Consider the following 18,499-nt stretch of genomic DNA (forward strand, 5'->3'; position numbering starts at 1 on the left):
TTCCACAGCCGTCCGCCGGTCTTTTCCACAGCCTCGTGCCCGACCCCTTGACGCAGCCGCCGAGCATTGTCACATTCATCGGTGTCAAGTTACGGACGCGTAGTGCGATCGGGCGCTCACACGGGACGGCGGGTGGCATGGCCTCAGCAGTGACAGGGGAACTCTCCGCGGAGCTGCGGGGGTTCAGGGAAGTACAGCGGCTCTCCTACGCCTGCGCGGAAGCCGTCGCGGCGCAGCTGAAGCCCGGGGTGACCGAGCGCGAGGCCGCGCGGATGCAGCGGGAGTGGCTGTACGAGCGCGGCGTGCGGGACTGGTTCCACCGGCCGTTCGCCTGGTTCGGGGACCGTACCGCCTTCGTCGACTTCAAGATCCCCCTGCAGTTCTTCCCGACCGACCGGCGGCTGGAGGCGGGGATGCCGTTCATCCTCGACATGGCCCCGGTCCACAAGGGATACACGGCCGACATCGGCTACAGCGGCTGCCTGGGCCTCAACCCCCTGCACGACAAGCTCCTCGCCGACCTCGAGAACCACCGCGAGCTGATCCTGCGCGAGGTGCGCGAGCGCCGCACGCTGCGCGAGATATACGAGGACGTGGACCGGCTCATGGTCCGCCAGGGGTACGCGAACCGGCACCGCGCCTACCCCTTCGGCGTCATCGCCCACAAGATCGACCGGGTGCGCGAGCGACGCTGGTCGCCGACGCTCTTCGGCTTCGGCACGCAGGCGCTCAAGGGGCTCGCGAGCGACGCCCTGCACGGCCACCGGGACGGCTGGTCGCCGCTCTGGTCGCCGTACAAGTTCTCCGACCACCCGCCCAGGCCCGGCCTGTGGGCGGTCGAGCCGCACCTCGGATTCCGGGGGACGGGCGCGAAGTTCGAGGAGATCCTCGTCGTCACCGACTCGAAGGATCCCGAGCAGAGCGCGTTCTGGCTGGACGACGACCTGCCGCACGTGCGGCGCTGGAACGAGGGAGCGGTCTGATGGCGGGAATCGCCGGACTGAGCACGGCGCGGGAGCGCTGGGTCCGTACGGGCGGGATCGAGCTGTGCGTCGCCGAGCTCGGCGACGCGGACCGGCCGACCGTCCTGCTCGTGCACGGCTACCCGGACTCCAAGGAGGTCTGGTCGGAGGTCGCGGCCCGGCTGGCCGAGGAGTTCCACGTGGTGCTGTACGACATCCGGGGCCACGGCCGGTCGACGGCGCCGGCCCCGCTGCGCGGCGGTTTCACCCTGGAGAAGCTGACGGACGACTTCCTCGCGGTCGCCGACGCCGTCAGCCCCGACCGGCCGGTCCACCTCGTCGGACACGACTGGGGTTCGGTGCAGTCCTGGGAGTTCGCCACCGTCCCGCGCACCGAAGGCCGGATCGCCTCCTTCACCTCGATGTCGGGGCCCTCGCTCGACCACTTCGGGCACTGGATCAAGCGGCGGATGACCCGTCCCACCCCGCGCCGGGTCGGCCAGCTCCTCGGCCAGGGCGCCAAGTCCTGGTACGTGTACATGCTGCACACTCCCGTGCTCCCCGAGCTCGCCTGGCGCGGACCGCTCGGCAAGCGCTGGCCGAGGATCCTGGAGCGGGTCGAGAAGGTCCCGACCGGCGACTACCCGACGCCCTCGCTGCCGAGCGACGCGGCGCACGGTGCCTGGCTCTACCGGGACAACGTCCGCGCGCGGCTCGGCCGGCCGCGCCCCGACGCGTACGCGCACGTGCCGGTGCAGCTGATCACCCCGACCGGTGACGCCTTCCTCTCCGAGCGGCTCTACGACGACCTGGCCACCTGGGTGCCGGATCTGACCCGGCGCACCCTGCCCGCGAAGCACTGGGTGCCGCGCACCCGTCCCGACCAGCTGTCCGCCTGGATCGCCGAGTTCGTGCGGGCCAACGAGGAGCCGGCGACCAAGGCGCCGAAGCCGGTCGCGGAGACGACGGCGAAGAGCGGGGTGAAGCCGGAGTACGCGGAGCGGTTCGGCGGTCAGCTCGTCCTGGTCACCGGCGCGGCCAGCGGCATCGGGCGGGCCACCGCCTTCGCGTTCGCGGAGGCCGGAGCCCGGGTCGTGGCGGTGGACCGGGACGGCGAGGGCGCGGTCCGCACGGCGGAGATGGCCCGGCTGATCGGCGCCCCGGAGGCCTGGGGCGAGACCGTCGACGTCGCGGACGAGCAGGCGATGGAGAAGCTGGCCGCCAAGGTGGCGAGCGAGTACGGCATCGTCGACGTCCTGGTCAACAACGCGGGCATCGGGCTCACCGGCTCCTTCTTCGAGACGACGAGCGAGGAGTGGAAGCGGGTCCTGGACGTCAACCTGTGGGGAGTGATCCACGGCTCCCGGTTCTTCGGCGCGCAGATGACCGCGCGCGGCCAGGGCGGCCACATCGTGAACACGGCCTCCGCCGCCGCCTTCCAGCCGTCCCGCGCCCTTCCCGCGTACAGCACGTCGAAGGCGGCGGTGCTGATGCTCAGCGAGTGCCTCCGTGCCGAGCTGGCCGATCAGGGCATCGGGGTGTCGGCGATATGCCCCGGCATCGTCAACACCAACATCACCGCGACCGCCCGGTTCGCGGGGGTCACCGACGAGGCGGAGGAGAAGCGGCGGCAGAAGAAGGCCTCCCGGCTGTACGGGCTGCGGAACTACCCGCCGGAGAAGGTCGCGGACGCGGTCCTGGGCGCGGTCCTGCACGACCGGGCCGTGGTCCCGGTGACGCCGGAGGCCCGGGGCGCCCACTTCCTGTCCCGGCTGAGCCCCGGCGCGCTGCGGGCCCTGGCCCGCTGGCAGCCGCCCGCGTAGGGGGTGGGGCCGGGAGGGGCGTGCGGTCGTACGATCCCTCCCAGCAAGGGCCCCGCGGCGACGGGGTGCGGGAAGCGGTCGGTGGGAGCGGGTTTGTCCGAGCAGTCAGCACAGCCGGAGTACCGGATCGAGGACCTCGCCCATCTCAGCGGGGCCACGGTCCGGACGATCCGCGCCTACCAGGACCGCGGTCTGCTGCCCCGCCCCGAGCGGCGTGGCCGGTCGAACGTGTACGGGGACGCGCACCTCGCGCGGCTCCGGCAGATCGCCGACCTCCTCGACCGGGGATACACCCTGGCCTCGATCAAGGAGCTCCTGGAGGCCTGGGACACGGGCCGGGGGCTCGGCGGGGTGCTCGGTCTGGTCGCGGAGGTCAACGGGCCGTGGACGGACGAGGAGGCGGCCCGAATCTCCCGCGCGGAGCTGGACGCCCGCTTCGGCGGAACGCCGGACGAGGAAGCCGTCCGGGAGGCCGTCGAACTCGGCGTCCTGGAGCCGCTGTCCGACCGGGACACCGAGGAGTACCTCGTACCGAGCCCGCAAGAGCTGTCCGTTGCGGTCGAGTTGTACGCGGCCGGGGTGCCGCTGTCGGCAATCACCGGTCACCTGCGGGAACTTCGCGATCAGGTCGAGCACATCGCCTCCCGCTTCCTGGAGTTCACCACCGAGCACGTCTTCGCGCGCTATCTGGAGCACCGGCCGCCGACGGACGCCGACGCGGCCGAGGCCGCGACGATGGTGCGGCGGCTGCGGCCGCTCGCCCAGCAGACGGTCGACGCCGAACTGGCGCGCGCCATGCAGCTGTTGGCGCCTCAGCACCTCCAGTTCCATCTGTCGACCGAGACGCCCCACGTGCAGAGCGAGGAGCCGCGCACGGTCGCCCTGCCGGCGGAAACGATAAGGGCAGTTCAGAACCTGGTCGGGTCGGAGGGCGTCGCGGCCTTCGTCGCCGCCGCCACGGAACGAGAGGTCCATAAAAGGACATTGGACACCCTTGCATCAAATCACCAGCAAGTGGACTAAGTTACTCAATTCACCCTACATGCGAGGGGAGTTGTCCACAGAATCGCCAACTGGCCTGTGGATAAGTCGCCTTGGCTGTGGATCAAACATGTCCGCTTCAATTCATCGACGCGGGATCACATCGACGCGGGATCAATTCGATGGTCCGGCGATCGGCGCTCCGGCATCCTGACGACATGACCTCACAGCCGAGGGACGAACGACGCACCGTGAAGGTGTCGAAGTACCTCTCCAAGCATCTGCGCCACCAGCCCGAGCGCATCGGTCTCGCCCTCGACGAAAACGGCTGGACCGAGATCGACGCCCTGCTCCGGGCCGCGGCCGAGCACGGCTTCCCGATCAGCCGCGAGGAGCTCGACCACGTCGTCGCGACCAACGACAAGAAGCGCTTCGCGATCGAGGGCACCCGCATCCGCGCCAGCCAGGGCCACACCGTCGAGGTGGACCTGGACCTGCCGGCCGCCGAACCGCCCGCGTACCTCTACCACGGTACGGTCGCGAACCGGCTCCCCGCGATCCGGGCGGAGGGGCTGCGCCCCATGGCCCGCCACCATGTGCACCTCTCCCCCGACCGGGAGACCGCGACCCGCGTCGGCGCCCGCCGAGGCCGGCCCGTCGTGCTGAGCGTGGACGCCGGAGCCATGCACCGGGCCGGACACGTCTTCCGCGTCAGCGCCAACGGCGTCTGGCTGGCCGACGCCGTGCCGCCGGAGTTCCTCCGCTTCACGGAGTGACCCCGCCGCCCCGCGAGAGCCGTTTGGCATGATCGCCGCATGGCACACCCGCATCTGCCCAGCACCGAAGCCGCCGTCACCGCGATCCGCGAGATCGCCCGGGAGTTCCACCTGGAGATGACGGTGACCGACGACATCGGCGCGGACCGCACCTCCCGGCGTACCTCCTCCGGCGCGTTCGCCGTCCTCGACCCGGACGGATCCCTGCCGCACGAGGCCTACGTCGAGCTGGGCGGCTCCCCCTCGGTCACGGTCCAGGTCTTCCCCGAGGACGACGCCAAGATCAGTGTGGAGGGGATCGAGTTCGCGGACGTGCCCCGCGACGCCGTCCCCGCCTTCCTGCGCTCCGTCCACGGCGGCCTCGCCCATGTGAAGGGCCGGTTCTTCCCGCCCGGCTGGTGGCTGATCGTGCCGCTCCCCGGCGACGAGACGTACAAGGAACTCGTCCCCGGCTCCTCGATCACCCCGTGGATGAACAAGAACGTCCGCTGATCCACCGCAAGGACCACGGCCCGCCGCAGGCCGGCGGCACGGGCGGGGCGGGGGCGCAGACGGCCCCGGGACCGCGGACCGCCGTAGGCTCGGGGACATGAGCCTGCGCCTGAGCACTGTCATCCTTCCCGTCGACCGCTGGCACGAGGGTGGCCGCCGGAAGTGGCGGCACGCCGAGGACCTCGGCTTCCACGCCGCCTACACCTACGACCACCTGTCCTGGCGGACCTTCCGCGACGGCCCCTGGTTCGGCGCGCTGCCCACCCTCACCGCCGCCGCGACGGCCACCGAACGGCTCCGGCTCGGCACCCTCGTGACCTCGCCCAACTTCCGGCACCCCGTGACGCTCGCCAAGGAGCTGATGTCACTGGACGACGTCTCCGCCGGCCGGATCACGCTCGGCATCGGGGCCGGCGGCAACGGCTTCGACGCCACCGCGCTCGGGCAGGAGCCGTGGACGCCGAAGGAGCGGGCGGACCGGTTCGGCGAGTTCGTGGCACTGCTCGACCGGCTGCTCACCGAGGACGCGGTGACGGAACGCGGCACCTTCTACTCGGCGGACGAGGTCCGGAACATCCCCGGCTGCGTCCAGCGCCCGCGGCTGCCGTTCGCGGTGGCGGCGACCGGGCCGCGCGGCCTGAGGCTGGCCGCCCGGTACGGGCAGGCGTGGGTGACGACCGGCGACCCGAAGCTGTACGAGGAGGGGACCCCGGAGCAGTCGGTTGCGGCGCTGGGCGGCCAGGTCGAGAAGCTCGGCAAGGCGTGCGCCGAGGCGGGGCGGGACGTGGCCGAGCTGGACAAGATCCTGCTGACCGGATTCACGCCGGACCGGAACCGTCCGCTGGAGTCCGTGGACGCCTTCGTCGACTTCGCCGGGCGCCACCGCGAGCTGGGCTTCACCGAGATCGTGGTCCACTGGCCGGTCCCGGACTCCGACTTCGCCACCGACCAGGCCGTCTTCGAGCGCATCGCCACCGAGGCCCTGGCCCAGTTGGGCTGACCCCCCGGTACGTGCCGTGCCGATCAGCCCGGGCCGAAGTCCCCGCTGATCGGCGCGTCGCGTCCGAGTTCTAAGTCCTGTCCGGAACCTGATCGACGGGTTCCGCCTGCTCCCTCGCGTTCCTGCGCCCCCGCACCGCCCGGTGCCGCTCGGCGCCCGTCCCGCACCGGTCGCACGTCCCGGACGACGGATTCCGCGCCTCCGTTACGGCCTTCCCGGAGCGGGCCGCGAACGTCACGGCGCCGGTCATCCCGGCCAGCACGTCCCCGACCAGTACCGGTTCCCGTACGGGATGCCCCGAGCCGGCCCGCTCGCAGGTCCCGCAGAAAACCATGCCGAGGCTCGCGATCCACCTGCCGTACGGCGCGCCACAGGCCTCGCACTCGTCGGACCTCCGCCCCGCGACCATGCCCCACCCCTCCGAGACGCCGTCCGCTCCCCTGTCTCCTGAGGGTCTTCCCCGCACAACCCGGAACCGAACGGACGTTTACGGCCATGTCCGCGGACCCCGAGGCTCGGCGGCCGCCGGGTCGGCGGGTCGACGGCGGCCGGGTCGGCGGGTCGACGGCGGCTGTGCTGCAGCTCTGCGGCAGCCGCCGAAGGCTCAGCGCCGGCCGGGGCGCTTCGGCAGGTTGCGGTAGCCCGGGTGGACGCCCGGCGTGAGGCCCTGCTGCCCGGCGATCCGCCCGAGGAGCTCCGTGAGCCGGGCCCGGTCCTCCGGGTCGAGCGCGGCGAAGAGGTCGTCCTCGTGCGCGGCGGCCACCTCCCGGACCCGTTCGAGGACCCGGCTCCCCTCCTCGGAGACGTACAGCTCGTGGTGGCGGCGGTCCTCGGCGCTGCGGCGCCGTTCCACGAACCCCTTCTGCTCCAGGTTGTCGATGAGCGCGACGACCCGGCTCGGTACGACGCCGAGGTCGGTGGCGAGGGAGCGCTGACTGCGGCCCGGGTCCATGGCGATCATCCGCAGCAGGCCGACGTCCGGCGGCGCGAGGCCGAGTTCGCCGACCCGCTCGCCGAAACGCCCCGCCGCGTGGGCGCCGAGCTGGGCGAGCAGGAACGCGCCGAAGCGCGGGGGCGCGGCGGCGGCCGCGTCGGGATCTTCGACTGGTTGCCGGTCGGTACTCACGGGGCTATGGTACGAGACAAGAATGATTCTCCACAGTGAACTATTCACCTCAGAGAATGGACAGAGCTCGTGTCTGCAGACCGGACCGAAACACTCCATCCGACCGAAGCGCCACGAAGCCGCAGGGAAGCCCAGGCGGGACCGCCGCCGGGCGTGCTCGCCGTGGTGTTCACGGCGCTGTTCCTGGCCGGACTCGTCCTCAGCACCCTGCTCGCCGGCGGCGACCCGTTCCCCTCGCCCTTCGGCGACGACAACGGGATCGTGGCGTACTTCCGCGCCCACTCCGACGCCGTGCAGGTCTCCGGCGCCCTCCAGTTCGCGGCCTCGATCCCGCTGGCCGTCTACGCAGCCACCGTCTCGGCCCGGCTCCACCGGCTCGGCGTCCGCGCCCCCGGCGCGACCATCGCCCTGGCCGGCGGCCTCCTCGCCGCCGGGTTCCTGGCCGGTTGCGGGCTGGTGAGCTGGACCCTGTCCCGTACGGAGGTCCTCGAAGTCCCGGCGCTGGTCCGGGCCCTCCAGTACCTGGCCTTCGCCACCGGCGGCCCCGGGCACGTCGTGACGCTCGGCCTGCTCGTGGCCGGGATCGCCGTCCCCGGGCTCCTCGCCGGGCTGCTGCCCCGCACCCTGGCCGTCACCGGCCTCGCCCTCGCGGCCGTCGCCGAACTCGCCACCCTCGCCCTCCTCTTCGACGGCGCCGCCCTGCTGCTCCCGCTGGCCCGCTTCACCTGCCTGGGCTGGCTCATAGCCGCCGGCTTCCTGCTGCCCCGCCGACGCACCCGCAAGGAGCCCTGACATGACCGGGAACACGACCGGGGACAGGACACGGCCCGTGGCCACCCACCTGACCGAGAAGCTCGTCCGCTTCCAGCAGCCCGAGAAGACCCTGCGCTACCTCGGAGAACTGCCCGAGGCCCGGCTGGCCGACCTCTTCGGCCTGGACGCCGGCGCCTACCGCGCGCTGCTCCGGGACTTCGACGACCAGGCGCGGGCCACCGCCGCCGAGCTGGCGAAGGACCCGGACTTCGCCGAACGGACCACCCGGCTGCCCTTCCTCCCCGGGCAGCGGATCGTGGCCCTCGGCGAGAGCACCACCGCCGACCGGCTCTCGTGGTTCTCGATCCTGCGCCACCTCCTCCCGGACGGCGTCGAGCTGGTCAACCTCGCGGTCTCGGGCCTCACCACCTCCCAGGCCCTCGCCCAGCTGCCCCAACTGTCCTTCCTCCGCCCCGACTGGGTCCTGTGCATGCTCGGCGCGAACGACGCCCAGCGGCTCGGCCGCCGCGCGGGGGCACCCGGAACCCGGCTGGTCAGCGAGGCGGAGACCATCCGCAACCTGCTCGCCCTGCGGGAACTCGGCGGGCAGACCGGCCCGGACCGCTGGATCTGGCTCACCCCCAGCTCCATGAACCAGGAACGGGCGGACGCGTACCCGCACTTCCGCCATGCCGGAATCGGCTGGGCGAGCGAGGACATCGACGATGTCGCCGCGTTCCTCCTGAGCCGGCCGGAACCCACGGTCGACACCCGCCAGGCCACCGCCGGCCTGCAACTCGACGACGGAATCCACCTCACCCTCGACGGCCAGCGCGCCATCGCGGCAGCCTTCGTCGACGCACTGGCGGAGACGTCATGAATCCGCCCTCCGGCGGGCCCCACGGCACCGGGCACCCCGTACGAGAGGGACCGGCCGGCTAAGGGACGGCGTACCGGGCCGGGCCGGCCGGTGAGGTGACCGCATCCCCCCGGCAAGCCCGCGGAGAGGCCGCGTACCGATCCGGACCGGCCACAGGAAGGCCAAAAGCAGGGCACTCATATGTGCGGCTCCCCGCACGCACGTGCGTCCGGTGCGGAAGAATGGTGCGGTGACCTCTCCCCGTTCCCCGCGCCCGGCCGCCCCGGCGCCCCGGCTGATCGCCACCGACCTCGACGGCACGCTGCTGCGCGACGACAAGTCCGTCTCCGAGCGCACCGTCGCCGCACTCGCCGCGGCCGAGCGGGCCGGAATCGAGGTCTTCTTCGTCACCGGCCGTCCGGCGCGCTGGATGGACGTCGTCAGCGACCACGTCCACGGCCACGGCATGGCGATCTGCGCCAACGGCGCCGCGGTCGTGGACCTCCACGGGGGCAACACCTTCCTGGAGGTCCGCCCGCTGGAGCGGACGGTCGCGCTCGACGTCGTACGGGCCCTGCGCGCCGCCGCGCCGGGTACGTCGTTCGCCGTCGAACTCACCACCGGCATCCACTACGAGCCGCTGTACCCGCCGTTCTTCCTCGACCCCGGCGCCACGGTCGCCACCGCCGAGAAGCTCCTCTTCGAGGAGAAGCCCGGCGCGGCGGCCCCCGTGCTGAAGCTGCTCGCCCAGCATCCCGAGCTCGACCCCGACGTGTTCCTCGCGGTGGCCAGGAAGGCCGCCGGCGACCTGGCGTCCTTCACCCGCTCCAGCCCCACCGCGCTCGTCGAGATCAGCGCGCTGGGCGTCTCCAAGGCGTCCACGCTCGCGCTGTGCTGCGCCGAGCGCGGCATCACGGCCGACGAGGTCGTCGCCTTCGGCGACATGCCGAACGACATCGAGATGCTGAGCTGGGCCGGCCGCTCGTACGCGATGGGCAACGCCCACGCCGACGTGCTCGCGGCCGCCTCCGGCCGTACGGTCGGCAACAACGACGACGGGGTCGCCGTCGTCATCGAACAGCTCGTGGCCGAGGCACTGGCCGCGGCAACCGACGGCGCGGCCCACGACTGACGGCCGGGCGGTCCCCACCCGGGCGGGGACCGGCAGCGTCGACGGCCCGGCAGAGCCCGCTGATCACCCCGTACGGGGACTACAGCGGCGCCTCCCACACCACCGTCGTACCGCCGCCGTCCTCACCGAGTCCGGGCCCGCACCAGCTCGCGCCGCCCAGCGACTCGGCCCGCCGGGCCAGGTTGCGCAGACCGCTGCGGCGGCCGCCCGCCGGGATCCCGATGCCGTCGTCCGCGACCGAGAGCCGCACCCCGGCGGAGCCGTCGGGGAGGGTCACGGTGGCGTCGACGACGACCTCGATCCGGTCCGCCTCCGCGTGCCGGAAGGCGTTGGAGAGCGCCTCGCGCAGGGCGGCGATGAGGTTCTTGCCGGTGAGTTCGCCGACCGTCGAGTCGAGGGCGCCGAGGAAGCGGTGCGCGGGTTTGAAGCCGAGCGGCACGGCCGCCATGTTGATCTCCCGCAGGACGCGGGTACGCAGTCCCGACGGGGCTTCGGCGGGGCCCTGCTGGAGCGCGAAGATCGCCGTACGGATCTCCTGGATGGTCACGTCCAGCTCGTCGACGGCCTTTCCCACGCCCTCGCGCACGGCCGGGACGATCGACCTGCGCTGGGCGCTCTCCAGCATCATCCCGGTGGCGAAGAGCCGCTGGATGACCAGGTCGTGCAGGTCACGGGCGATCCGGTCGCGGTCCTCGTACACGGCGAGGCGCTCCCGGTCGCGCTGCGCGTCGGCCATCATCAGGGCCAGCGCGGCCTGCGAGGCGAACTGGGTGGCGAGCGTCCGCTCCGCCTCGGTGAACTGGCGGGCACCCCGCACGCGGGGCGTGGCGAGCGCGCCCAGGACCCGCCCGCCGCTCTGCAGCGGCAGCATCATGCTCGGCCCGTACGCGGAGGTCAGCCGGCTGATCATGCGCGGGTCCGTCGAGGCGTCGCTGATGAAGACCGCCTCACCGTCCAGGAGTTCCTTGACCACGGCGCTCTCGGGTGGGATGACCACACCGAGCGACTTGGTCGGCCGGGGGGAGGAGACGGCGACGATCTCCAGGCCGCCGTCCTCGGCGGGCAGCAGCACGATCCCGGCGTCCGCGTCGGCGAGCCGCCGGGCCTGTTCGGCGACGACGGTGAGGGCGTCGTCCGCGTCGCCGCCGGAGAGCAGGGCGGTGGTGACGGCGACCGATCCGTCGATCCACCGCTCGCGCTGCCGGGCGGCTTCGTAGAGGCGGGCGTTGCCGATGGCGATGCCCGCCTCGGTGGCGAGCACCCGGACCATGTGCACGTCGTAGTCGTTGAACTCGCCGCCGCCGCGCTTCTCGGCGAGGTAGAGATTGCCGAAGATCTCGCCCTGGACCCGGATGGGGACGCCGAGGAAGGTCCGCATCGGCGGATGGCCCGGCGGGAAGCCGGCCGCGCGGGGATCGGTGGACAGATCGGCGAGGCGGATGGTCTGCGGATCGCGGATCAGCGCCCCGAGCAGGCCCGCGTGGCCGTCGGGGCGGCGGCCGATCCGGCGGGCCGTTTCCTCGTCGACGCCGAAGGTCACGAAGTCGGACAGGCCCTCGCCGTCGTCGTCGACGACGCCGATCGCGGCGTAGCGGGCGTCGGCCAGTTCGGCGGCGGTCTCGCAGATGCGGTCGAGGGTGGAGTGGAGTTCGAGGCCGGTGCCGACCGAGCGCATGGCCTCCAGGAGCTGCGGTACGCGGGCGGTGAGCTCCGTGGACAGCCCTTGGAGACTGCGGGTGGCCTGGGTGGCGGCTTCCAGGGGGTCCGGGGCGTCGGACGCTGCGGCGGTCATGGGCTTGAGCCTAGTTAGTCCTATTTGGCGAGAAAAGTCGGCCGGACCTCCCCGCCGGGCGTCGCACCGGCTTCCCCGGTTCCCGCCACCGCGCCGGCTCCCCCCACCTCTAACCGTCGGTCCGGCTCCCCCGGCCCCCCACCGTCAGCAGATCCGCCTCCCTCTCCTGCTCCAGCATCCGGCGCAAGGGCCCGTCCGCCGTGGCCAGCTCCGCGTAGGGGCCGCGCTGCACGGTCCGGCCCTCGTCGAGGACGATCACCTCGTCGACGGCTTCGAGGCCGTGCAGCCGGTGCGTGATGAGGACGGTGGTCCGGCCTTCGGTGGCCCGCAGCAGGTCGTCGGTGAGCGCGTCGGCGGTGGCCAGGTCGAGGTGCTCGGCCGGCTCGTCGAGGACGAGGACGGGGAAGTCGGCCAGGAGGGCCCGGGCGAGCGCGAGGCGCTGACGCTGGCCGCCGGAGATCCGGGAGCCGTGCTCGCCCACGAGGGTGTCGAGTCCGGCGGGGAGTCCGTCCACCCAGTCGAGCAGCCGGGCCCGGCGCAGCGCCTCGCGCAGTTCGTCGTCGTCCGCTCCGGTGCGGGCCAGCCGCAGGTTCTCGCGGACGGAGCTGTCGAAGAGGTGGGCGTCCTGGGCGCAGAGGCCGACGAGACGCCGGACCGCGTCGCCGTCGAGCTCCCACGCGGGTACCCCGCCGAGCCGGTACATGCCGTGCTCCATGTCGAGGAAGCGCAGCAGCACCTGGGCGAGCGTGGTCTTGCCCGAACCGGAGGCGCCGACGACGGCGACCCGCCGCCCGGCCTCCAGGGTGAGCCGGAAGTCGGCGAGGGCCGCCCGCTCCTGCCCGGCGTACCGGGCCGAAAGTCCGTCGAGCTCCAGCGGGAACGGGCTCGCCGGGGGAGTCTCGGGCCGGGCCGGCTCGTGTACGGGCACGGGGGCGTCGAGCACTTCGAAGACCCGCTCGGCACTGTGCTTGACGCGCTGCCGGTACTGCACGGCGAGCGGCAGTCCGGTGACGGCCTCGAAGGCGGCGAGCGGCGTCAGGACGACCACGGCGAGGGCCACTCCGTCGAGCCGCCCGTCCCGCACGCCCTGGACTCCGACGACCGCGGCCGCCACGACCGTGAGACCGCAGACCAGTGCGGAGAGCCCGGCACCGAGCGCGGTGGCCGCGGCCTGCCGGGAGGCGATGCCCGTGAGGGTGCGGTCGGCGTCCCGCGTCCCTGCGATCCTGCCCGGCAGCGCTCCCGCCACCGTCAGCTCGGCGCAGCCGCGGAGCAGATCGGCCACGGCGGTCGCCAGGGTGCCCCGCGCGGGGGCCAGTCGTCGTTCGGCCCGGCGGGCGAGGGCTCCGCCGGCCGCCGGTACGGCGATGCCCGCGACCAGCAGGCCCGCGGCGAGGACGGCGCCGGCCTCGGGCAGCAGCCAGGCGGTGAACCCTGCGGACGCCACGCCGACGACGAGTGCCGCGCCGACCGGGAGCAGCCAGCGCAGCCAGTAGTCCTGGAGCGCGTCGACGTCGTGGACCAGCCGGGCGAGCAGGTCGCCGCGCCGGGTGCGGCGCAGCCCGGCGGGGGCGATCCGTTCCAGGCGCCGGTAGACGGAGACCCGCAGCTCGGCGAGCATCCGCAGCACCGCGTCGTGCGAGACGAGCCGCTCGGCGTACCGGAACACCGCCCGTCCGATGCCGAAGGCGCGCGTGGCCGTGACGGCCATCATCAGGTACAGCACGGGCGGCTGCTCGGAGGCACGGGAGATGAGCCAGCCGGACACCGCCATGAGCCCCACGGCCGACCCGAGGGCCAGGCTCCCGAGCAGCAGCGCGAGCCCCATCCGCCCCTTGAGCTCCCCGGCCATCCCCCGCACGCGCCCGAGGACCGTCGACCCGGTTGCGGGCTGTTCGTCCACCGCACCGGGTGCGGGCATCTGTTCCGTCAAGGGCAGCACCGGCGGGTCCACGTCCCGGGCGAGCCCGCCGACTTCGGCCGTTCCCGCGTCACCGGCGCCTCCGGACCTCGTGGCGCCGCCCAGCGTCACCACCCGGTCCGCGACCGCGAGCAGTGCCGGCCGGTGCACGACCAGCAGCACCGTCCGCCCCTCCGCGAGCCGCCGGACCGCGTCGACGACACCTGCCTCGGTCTCCCCGTCCAGCGCCGCCGTCGGCTCGTCGAGCAGCAGCAGCGGCCGGTCCGCCAGGAACGCCCGGGCGAGCGCCAGCCGTTGCCGCTGCCCCGCCGAGAGCCCCGCGCCGTCCTCGCCGAGGACCGTGTCGAGCCCCTGCGGCAGTCCCGCGACGAACCCGTCCGCCCCGGCGTCCCGCAGTGCCTCCCGTACCGCCTCGTCGGAGGCGTCCGGTCGGGCCAGCCGTACGTTCTCGGCGACCGTGCCCGCGAAGAGGTACGGGCGCTGCGGCACCCAGGCGATCCGCGACCGCCAGGCCTCCTGGTCGAGCGCGGCGAGGTCCTCGCCGCCGACCCGCACGGAACCGCCCTCCTCGGGAACCGCGAAGCCGAGCACCACGTCGAGGAGCGTGGACTTCCCGACGCCGCTCGGCCCGACCAGGGCCACCGTCTCGCCGGGCTCGACCGTCAGCGTCGCCTCGTCGAGCGAGGGTTCCGCGCGTCCCTCGTGGCGTACCGTCACCCGGTCGAGTTCGAGCCGCGGGGTAGCCGGCACCGGCGCCGTTCCGCCGCCCCGTACCGGCTGCTCCAGGACGTCGAAGATCTCCTCGGCCGCCGCGAGTCCCTCGGCCGCCGCGTGGAACTGCGCCCCCACCTGTCGCAGGGGGAGATACGCCTCGGGGGCCAGGATCAGGATGACGAGCCCGGTGTACAGGTCGAGCTCGCCGTGCACCAGCCGCATGCCGATGGTCACGGCGACGAGCGCGACCGACAGTGTCGCGAGGAGCTCCAGGGCGAAGGAGGAGAGGAAGGCGATCCGCAGCGTGCGCATCGTCGCCTGGCGGTACTCCGAGGTGATGGCGCGGATCGACTCGGCCTGGGCCTTCGCCCGCCCGAAGATCTTGAGGGTGGGGAGGCCGGCCACCACGTCCAGGAAGTGCCCGGAGAGCCGGGAGAGCAGTTTCCACTGCCGGTCCATCCGGGCCTGGGTGTACCAGCCGATGAGGATCATGAAGACCGGGATGAGCGGCAGGGTGACGACGATGATCGCCGCCGAGACCCAGTCCTCGGTGACGATCCGGGCCAGGACCGCCACCGGCACCACCACCGCGAGGCCCAGCTGCGGCAGATAGCGGGCGAAGTAGTCGTCGAGCGCGTCCACGCCCCGCGTCGCGAGGGCGATCAGCGAACCGGTCTTCTGTCCGCTCAGCCACCCGGGGCCGAGCGCTGCCGCCCGGCCGAGGAGCCGGCCGCGGAGTTCGGACTTGACCGCCGCGCTCGCCCGGTGGGCGGCGAGCTCGGTCAGCCAGGAGACCAGCCCCCGCGCCGCCGCGACGCCCACGAGCAGCAGCAGCGGGGTGGTCAGGGCGGAAACCGACTGGCCCTTCTGGAAGGCCCCCACCACGATCTCGGCGATGAACATCGCCTGGGCGACGACCAGCGCCGCCCCGATGAGGCCGAGGACGACCACCGCGACCAGGAAGACGCGGGTGGCCCGGGCGTACCGGAGCAGGCGCGGATCGATCGGTTTCACGTGAAACATGCCCCTCTAGTGAGCGTCGGCGATGTGCTGCGTCCCGATGCGCTTACGGAACACCCAGTAGGTCCAGCTCTGGTAGAGCAGCACCAGCGGGGTCGCGATCGCCGCGCACCAGGTCATGATCTTGAGCGTGTACGGGCTCGACGACGCGTTCGTCACGGTAAGGCTCCACGCGGGGTCGAGCGAAGACGGCATGACGTTCGGGAAGAGCGCGAGGAAGAGCATCGCCACGGCGGCGGCGATCGTCACGCCCGAGAGCGCGAAGGACCAGCCCTCGCGGCCCACCTTGATCGCGCCGATCGCGCCGACGAGGGCCACCACGGCGACGAGCATCGCCGCGAGGCTCCAGCCGTCCCCCGTGTCGACCTGGGTCCAGGTCAGGAAGACGAGCGCGAGCACCGCCGTCACCAGCCCCAGCTTGAGCGCGAGCGCCCGCGCCCGGCCCCGGATGTCCCCCACCGTCTTCAGCGAGACGAAGACCGCACCGTGGAAGGTGAACAGGGTGAGCGTGACCAGGCCGCCGAGGAGCGCGTACGGGTTGAGCAGGTCCCAGAAGTTGCCGACGTACTCCATCTCCGCGTCGATCTTCACGCCCCGCACGATGTTGCCGAAGGCCACGCCCCAGAGGATCGCCGGGATGAGCGAGGTCCAGAAGATGGCCTGCTCCCAGTTGCGCTGCCAGTTCTCCTCGGGCCGCTTCACCCGGTACTCGAAGGCGACGCCCCGGACGATCAGGCAGACCAGGATGATCAGCAGCGGCAGGTAGAAGCCGGAGAACAGCGTCGCGTACCACTCGGGGAACGCGGCGAAGGTCGCGCCGCCGGCGGTCAGCAGCCACACCTCGTTCCCGTCCCAGACGGGCCCGATGGTGTTGATGAGGACCCGCTTCTCGACCCTGTCGCGGGCGAGCAGCTTGGTCAGGACTCCGACCCCGAAGTCGAAGCCTTCGAGGAAGAAGTAGCCGATCCAGAGGACGGCGATGAGTACGAACCAGACGTCGTGGAGTTCCATGCCTCGATCTCCTGAGCCTCAGTACGAGAAGGCCATGGGGCGGTCGGGGTCACGAGAGTCCCCCCCGATCCTGGTGGGCGGGTTGAGGTCGTCCTCGGTGAGCTCGGGCGGTCCCGCCTTCACGTACTTGACGAGGAGCTTGACCTCGATGACGGCGAGAATCGCGTAGAGGGTGGTGAAGACGATCATCGAGGTGAGCACCTCGCCCTGGGAGACGCCGGGGGAGACCGCGTCCCGGGTGCGCAGCACGCCGTAGACGACCCAGGGCTGCCGGCCCATCTCGGTGAAGATCCAGCCCCAGGAGTTGGCGATCAGCGGGAACGCCATGGTCCAGAGGGCGATGATCCAGTACCACTTGCCCAGGCGGGGGCTGAGCGCCTTCCGCTTGAACAGGACCAGGTTCGGCACCTCGTCCTCGCCGGTCCGCAGCCCGGGTGCCAGGATGAACTTCTTGCGGGTCAGCCAGAGACCGAGCATGCCGAGGCCCAGCGAGGTCATCCCGAAGCCGATCATCCAGCGGAAGCCCCAGTAGGCGACGGGGATGTTGGGCCGGTAGTCGCCGGGCCCGAACTTCTCCTGCTCGGACTTGTTGACGTCGTTGATGCCCGGGACGTACGAGCTGAAGTCGTCGTTCGCGAGGAAGGACAGCAGGCCGGGGATCTCTATGGCCACCGTGTTGTGGCCCTTCTCGACGTCGCCGTAGGCGAAGACCGAGAAGGGTGCGGGGGCCTCTCCGTCCCAGAGCGCCTCGGCGGCGGCCATCTTCATCGGCTGCTGCTTGAACATGACCTTGCCGAGCAGGTCACCGCTGATGGCGGTGCCGAGACCGGCGATGATCAGGGTGACCAGGCCGAGCCGCAGCGAGGTCCGCATCACCGGAATGTGCTTCTTCCGCGCCAGGTGGAAGGCGGAGATGCCGACCATGAACGCCCCGCCGACCAGGAAGGCCGCCGTGATGGTGTGGAAGAACTGGGTGAGCGCGGTGTTCTGGGTGAGCACCAGCCAGAAGTCGGTGAGCTCCGCCCGGCCGCGCTCCTCGTTGATCCGGTAGCCCACCGGGTGCTGCATCCAGGAGTTGGCCGCCAGGATGAAGTACGCGGAGAGGATCGTGCCGATCGACACCATCCAGATGCAGGCGAGGTGGATCTTCTTCGGCAGCTTGTCCCAGCCGAAGATCCACAGGCCGATGAAGGTCGACTCGAAGAAGAAGGCGATGAGCGCCTCGAAGGCGAGCGGGGCACCGAAGATGTCGCCGACGAAGCGCGAGTAGTCGGACCAGTTCATGCCGAACTGGAACTCCTGCACGATGCCGGTGACGACTCCCATGGCGATGTTGATCAGGAAGAGCTTGCCCCAGAACTTCGTCGCCCTGAGGTACTTCTCCTTCTCGGTGCGCACCCAGGCCGTCTGGAGACCGGCGGTGAGCGCGGCGAGCGAGATCGTCAGAGGGACGAAGAGGAAGTGGTAGACGGTGGTGATGCCGAACTGCCAGCGCGCCAGAGTCTCTGGCGCCAGAGCGAGGTCCACGTCGTTTTCTCCTTACATCGCCGTGGTCACATCGGCAGTTTGCCTGGTTGATACCACCTATTAGCGGATGAACCAGGACACGCTTGTGAACGCGTTCACATTCACAAGCATTATTGCTCATACGAAATCCGTACCTTCGGTCGGGGGTACCTCTGCCGAAGGTCACCTCTTCCCAGGACCTTCAACATATTGTTGAATCCGGGGCATGACCCTTCGGATACGCATCGTCTGGCCGGCCGGACACACCACGGCCACCCTTGAGGAGACCCCCACGAGCACGGCGCTCGCGGGAGTCCTCCCGATCTCCTCCACCGCCCGGACCTGGGGCGAGGAGGTCTACTTCGACACCCCGGTCTCCGTCCCCGTCGAGGACGGCGCACGCCAGGTCGTCGAGCCCGGCACGGTGGCCTTCTGGACGGACGGCGACGCACTCGCCCTCCCCTACGGCCCGACCCCGATCTCCCGGGGCGCGGAGTGCCGGCTCGCGAGCCCCTGCAACCTGCTGGGCTCGCTCGACGGCGATCCGCGGATCCTGGCCACCGTCAGGGACGGCGACCCGATCCGCGTGGAGCTCGCCGGCGGCTGAGCGGCCGACCGAGCCGCGCCGAGC

At 71.9% G+C, this 18,499-nt stretch carries 15 protein-coding genes; 10 read left to right on the forward strand and 5 right to left on the reverse strand.

What is annotated here, in order from left to right:
• Window positions 1–137 precede the first annotated feature (137 nt).
• From OO54_RS03605 to OO54_RS03630, 6 genes are all read left to right on the forward strand, one after another.
• Complete coding sequence (locus OO54_RS03605) at window positions 138–983, forward strand: M24 family metallopeptidase (protein WP_033201410.1); 846 nt, start codon at window positions 138–140, stop codon at window positions 981–983.
• The gene (locus OO54_RS03610) at window positions 983–2,785 is read left to right on the forward strand and encodes an SDR family oxidoreductase (RefSeq protein ID WP_033201411.1); all 1,803 of its coding nucleotides are present in this window, start codon (window positions 983–985) and stop codon (window positions 2,783–2,785) included. The genes OO54_RS03605 and OO54_RS03610 overlap by 1 nt, the downstream gene beginning before the upstream one ends.
• 93 nt (window positions 2,786–2,878) lie before the next feature.
• On the forward strand, window positions 2,879–3,808 hold the full coding sequence (locus OO54_RS03615) for a MerR family transcriptional regulator (protein WP_033201543.1): 930 nt from the start codon (window positions 2,879–2,881) through the stop codon (window positions 3,806–3,808).
• Window positions 3,809–3,984: 176 nt separating this feature from the next.
• Window positions 3,985–4,542: an RNA 2'-phosphotransferase gene (locus tag OO54_RS03620; RefSeq protein ID WP_033201544.1), complete on the forward strand. Its 558-nt coding sequence runs from the start codon at window positions 3,985–3,987 to the stop codon at window positions 4,540–4,542.
• A gap of 39 nt (window positions 4,543–4,581) precedes the next feature.
• A complete protein-coding gene (locus OO54_RS03625; RefSeq protein ID WP_017240450.1) occupies window positions 4,582–5,034 on the forward strand; it encodes a hypothetical protein in 453 nt (150 codons plus the stop codon).
• A 97-nt stretch (window positions 5,035–5,131) separates the two neighbouring features.
• Window positions 5,132–6,034 (forward strand): LLM class flavin-dependent oxidoreductase, encoded by a 903-nt coding sequence (locus tag OO54_RS03630; protein WP_033201412.1) that lies wholly within the window; start codon window positions 5,132–5,134, stop codon window positions 6,032–6,034.
• A 604-nt stretch (window positions 6,035–6,638) separates the two neighbouring features.
• On the opposite strand, the gene OO54_RS03640 is transcribed toward OO54_RS03630, so the two are convergent.
• Entirely contained in the window at window positions 6,639–7,160 is a 522-nt protein-coding gene (locus OO54_RS03640) for a MarR family winged helix-turn-helix transcriptional regulator (RefSeq protein WP_033201413.1), read from the reverse strand.
• Window positions 7,161–7,313: 153 nt separating this feature from the next.
• Between OO54_RS03640 and OO54_RS03645 the strand changes: the two genes are divergently transcribed.
• The 3 genes from OO54_RS03645 (at window position 7,314) to OO54_RS03655 (ending at window position 9,904) form a co-directional block, all read left to right on the forward strand.
• Complete coding sequence (locus OO54_RS03645; protein WP_078905029.1) at window positions 7,314–7,952, forward strand: hypothetical protein; 639 nt, start codon at window positions 7,314–7,316, stop codon at window positions 7,950–7,952.
• A 1-nt stretch (window position 7,953) separates the two neighbouring features.
• Window positions 7,954–8,793, forward strand: a complete 840-nt coding sequence (locus tag OO54_RS03650) for an SGNH/GDSL hydrolase family protein (protein ID WP_033201414.1) — start codon at window positions 7,954–7,956, stop codon at window positions 8,791–8,793.
• A 229-nt stretch (window positions 8,794–9,022) separates the two neighbouring features.
• A complete protein-coding gene (locus tag OO54_RS03655) occupies window positions 9,023–9,904 on the forward strand; it encodes a Cof-type HAD-IIB family hydrolase (RefSeq protein WP_033201415.1) in 882 nt (293 codons plus the stop codon).
• 79 nt (window positions 9,905–9,983) lie between these two features.
• Here the strand turns inward: OO54_RS03655 and OO54_RS03660 are convergent, their stop codons facing one another.
• The 4 genes from OO54_RS03660 to OO54_RS03675 form a co-directional block, all read right to left on the reverse strand.
• On the reverse strand, window positions 9,984–11,696 hold the full coding sequence (locus OO54_RS03660) for a sensor histidine kinase (protein WP_033201416.1): 1,713 nt from the start codon (window positions 11,694–11,696) through the stop codon (window positions 9,984–9,986).
• Between the two features lie 109 nt (window positions 11,697–11,805).
• Window positions 11,806–15,345 carry a thiol reductant ABC exporter subunit CydD gene (cydD, locus tag OO54_RS03665; RefSeq protein ID WP_033201547.1) on the reverse strand — a complete coding sequence of 1,180 codons (3,540 nt, stop codon included), beginning with the start codon at window positions 15,343–15,345 and terminating at the stop codon, window positions 11,806–11,808.
• 15 nt (window positions 15,346–15,360) lie between these two features.
• Window positions 15,361–16,362 carry a cytochrome d ubiquinol oxidase subunit II gene (gene cydB, locus OO54_RS03670; protein WP_033201417.1) on the reverse strand — a complete coding sequence of 334 codons (1,002 nt, stop codon included), beginning with the start codon at window positions 16,360–16,362 and terminating at the stop codon, window positions 15,361–15,363.
• An 18-nt stretch (window positions 16,363–16,380) separates the two neighbouring features.
• Window positions 16,381–17,889, reverse strand: coding sequence for a cytochrome ubiquinol oxidase subunit I (locus OO54_RS03675; protein WP_033201418.1), 1,509 nt, complete (start codon window positions 17,887–17,889; stop codon window positions 16,381–16,383).
• 205 nt (window positions 17,890–18,094) lie between these two features.
• On the opposite strand from OO54_RS03675, the gene OO54_RS03680 reads away from it, so the two are divergent.
• Entirely contained in the window at window positions 18,095–18,475 is a 381-nt protein-coding gene (locus tag OO54_RS03680) for a cyclophilin-like fold protein (RefSeq protein WP_033201419.1), read from the forward strand.
• Window positions 18,476–18,499: the final 24 nt, after the last annotated feature.

The sequence above is a fragment of the Streptomyces wedmorensis genome (assembly GCF_000716445.1).
GTDB lineage: Bacteria > Actinomycetota > Actinomycetes > Streptomycetales > Streptomycetaceae > Streptomyces > Streptomyces wedmorensis.

Bases quoted from the DNA above. Each gene is read 5' to 3' on its own strand.
- OO54_RS03605 (WP_033201410.1), top strand. From the start codon at position 138: ATGGCCTCAGCAGTGACAGGGGAACTCTCCGCGGAGCTGCGGGGGTTC.
- OO54_RS03610 (WP_033201411.1), top strand. From the start codon at position 983: ATGGCGGGAATCGCCGGACTGAGCACGGCGCGGGAGCGCTGGGTCCGT.
- OO54_RS03620 (WP_033201544.1), top strand. From the start codon at position 3,985: ATGACCTCACAGCCGAGGGACGAACGACGCACCGTGAAGGTGTCGAAG.
- OO54_RS03650 (WP_033201414.1), top strand. From the start codon at position 7,954: ATGACCGGGAACACGACCGGGGACAGGACACGGCCCGTGGCCACCCAC.
- OO54_RS03660 (WP_033201416.1), bottom strand. From the start codon at position 11,696: ATGACCGCCGCAGCGTCCGACGCCCCGGACCCCCTGGAAGCCGCCACC.
- OO54_RS03630 (WP_033201412.1), top strand. From the start codon at position 5,132: ATGAGCCTGCGCCTGAGCACTGTCATCCTTCCCGTCGACCGCTGGCAC.
- cydB (WP_033201417.1), bottom strand. From the start codon at position 16,362: ATGGAACTCCACGACGTCTGGTTCGTACTCATCGCCGTCCTCTGGATC.
- OO54_RS03625 (WP_017240450.1), top strand. From the start codon at position 4,582: ATGGCACACCCGCATCTGCCCAGCACCGAAGCCGCCGTCACCGCGATC.
- OO54_RS03680 (WP_033201419.1), top strand. From the start codon at position 18,095: ATGACCCTTCGGATACGCATCGTCTGGCCGGCCGGACACACCACGGCC.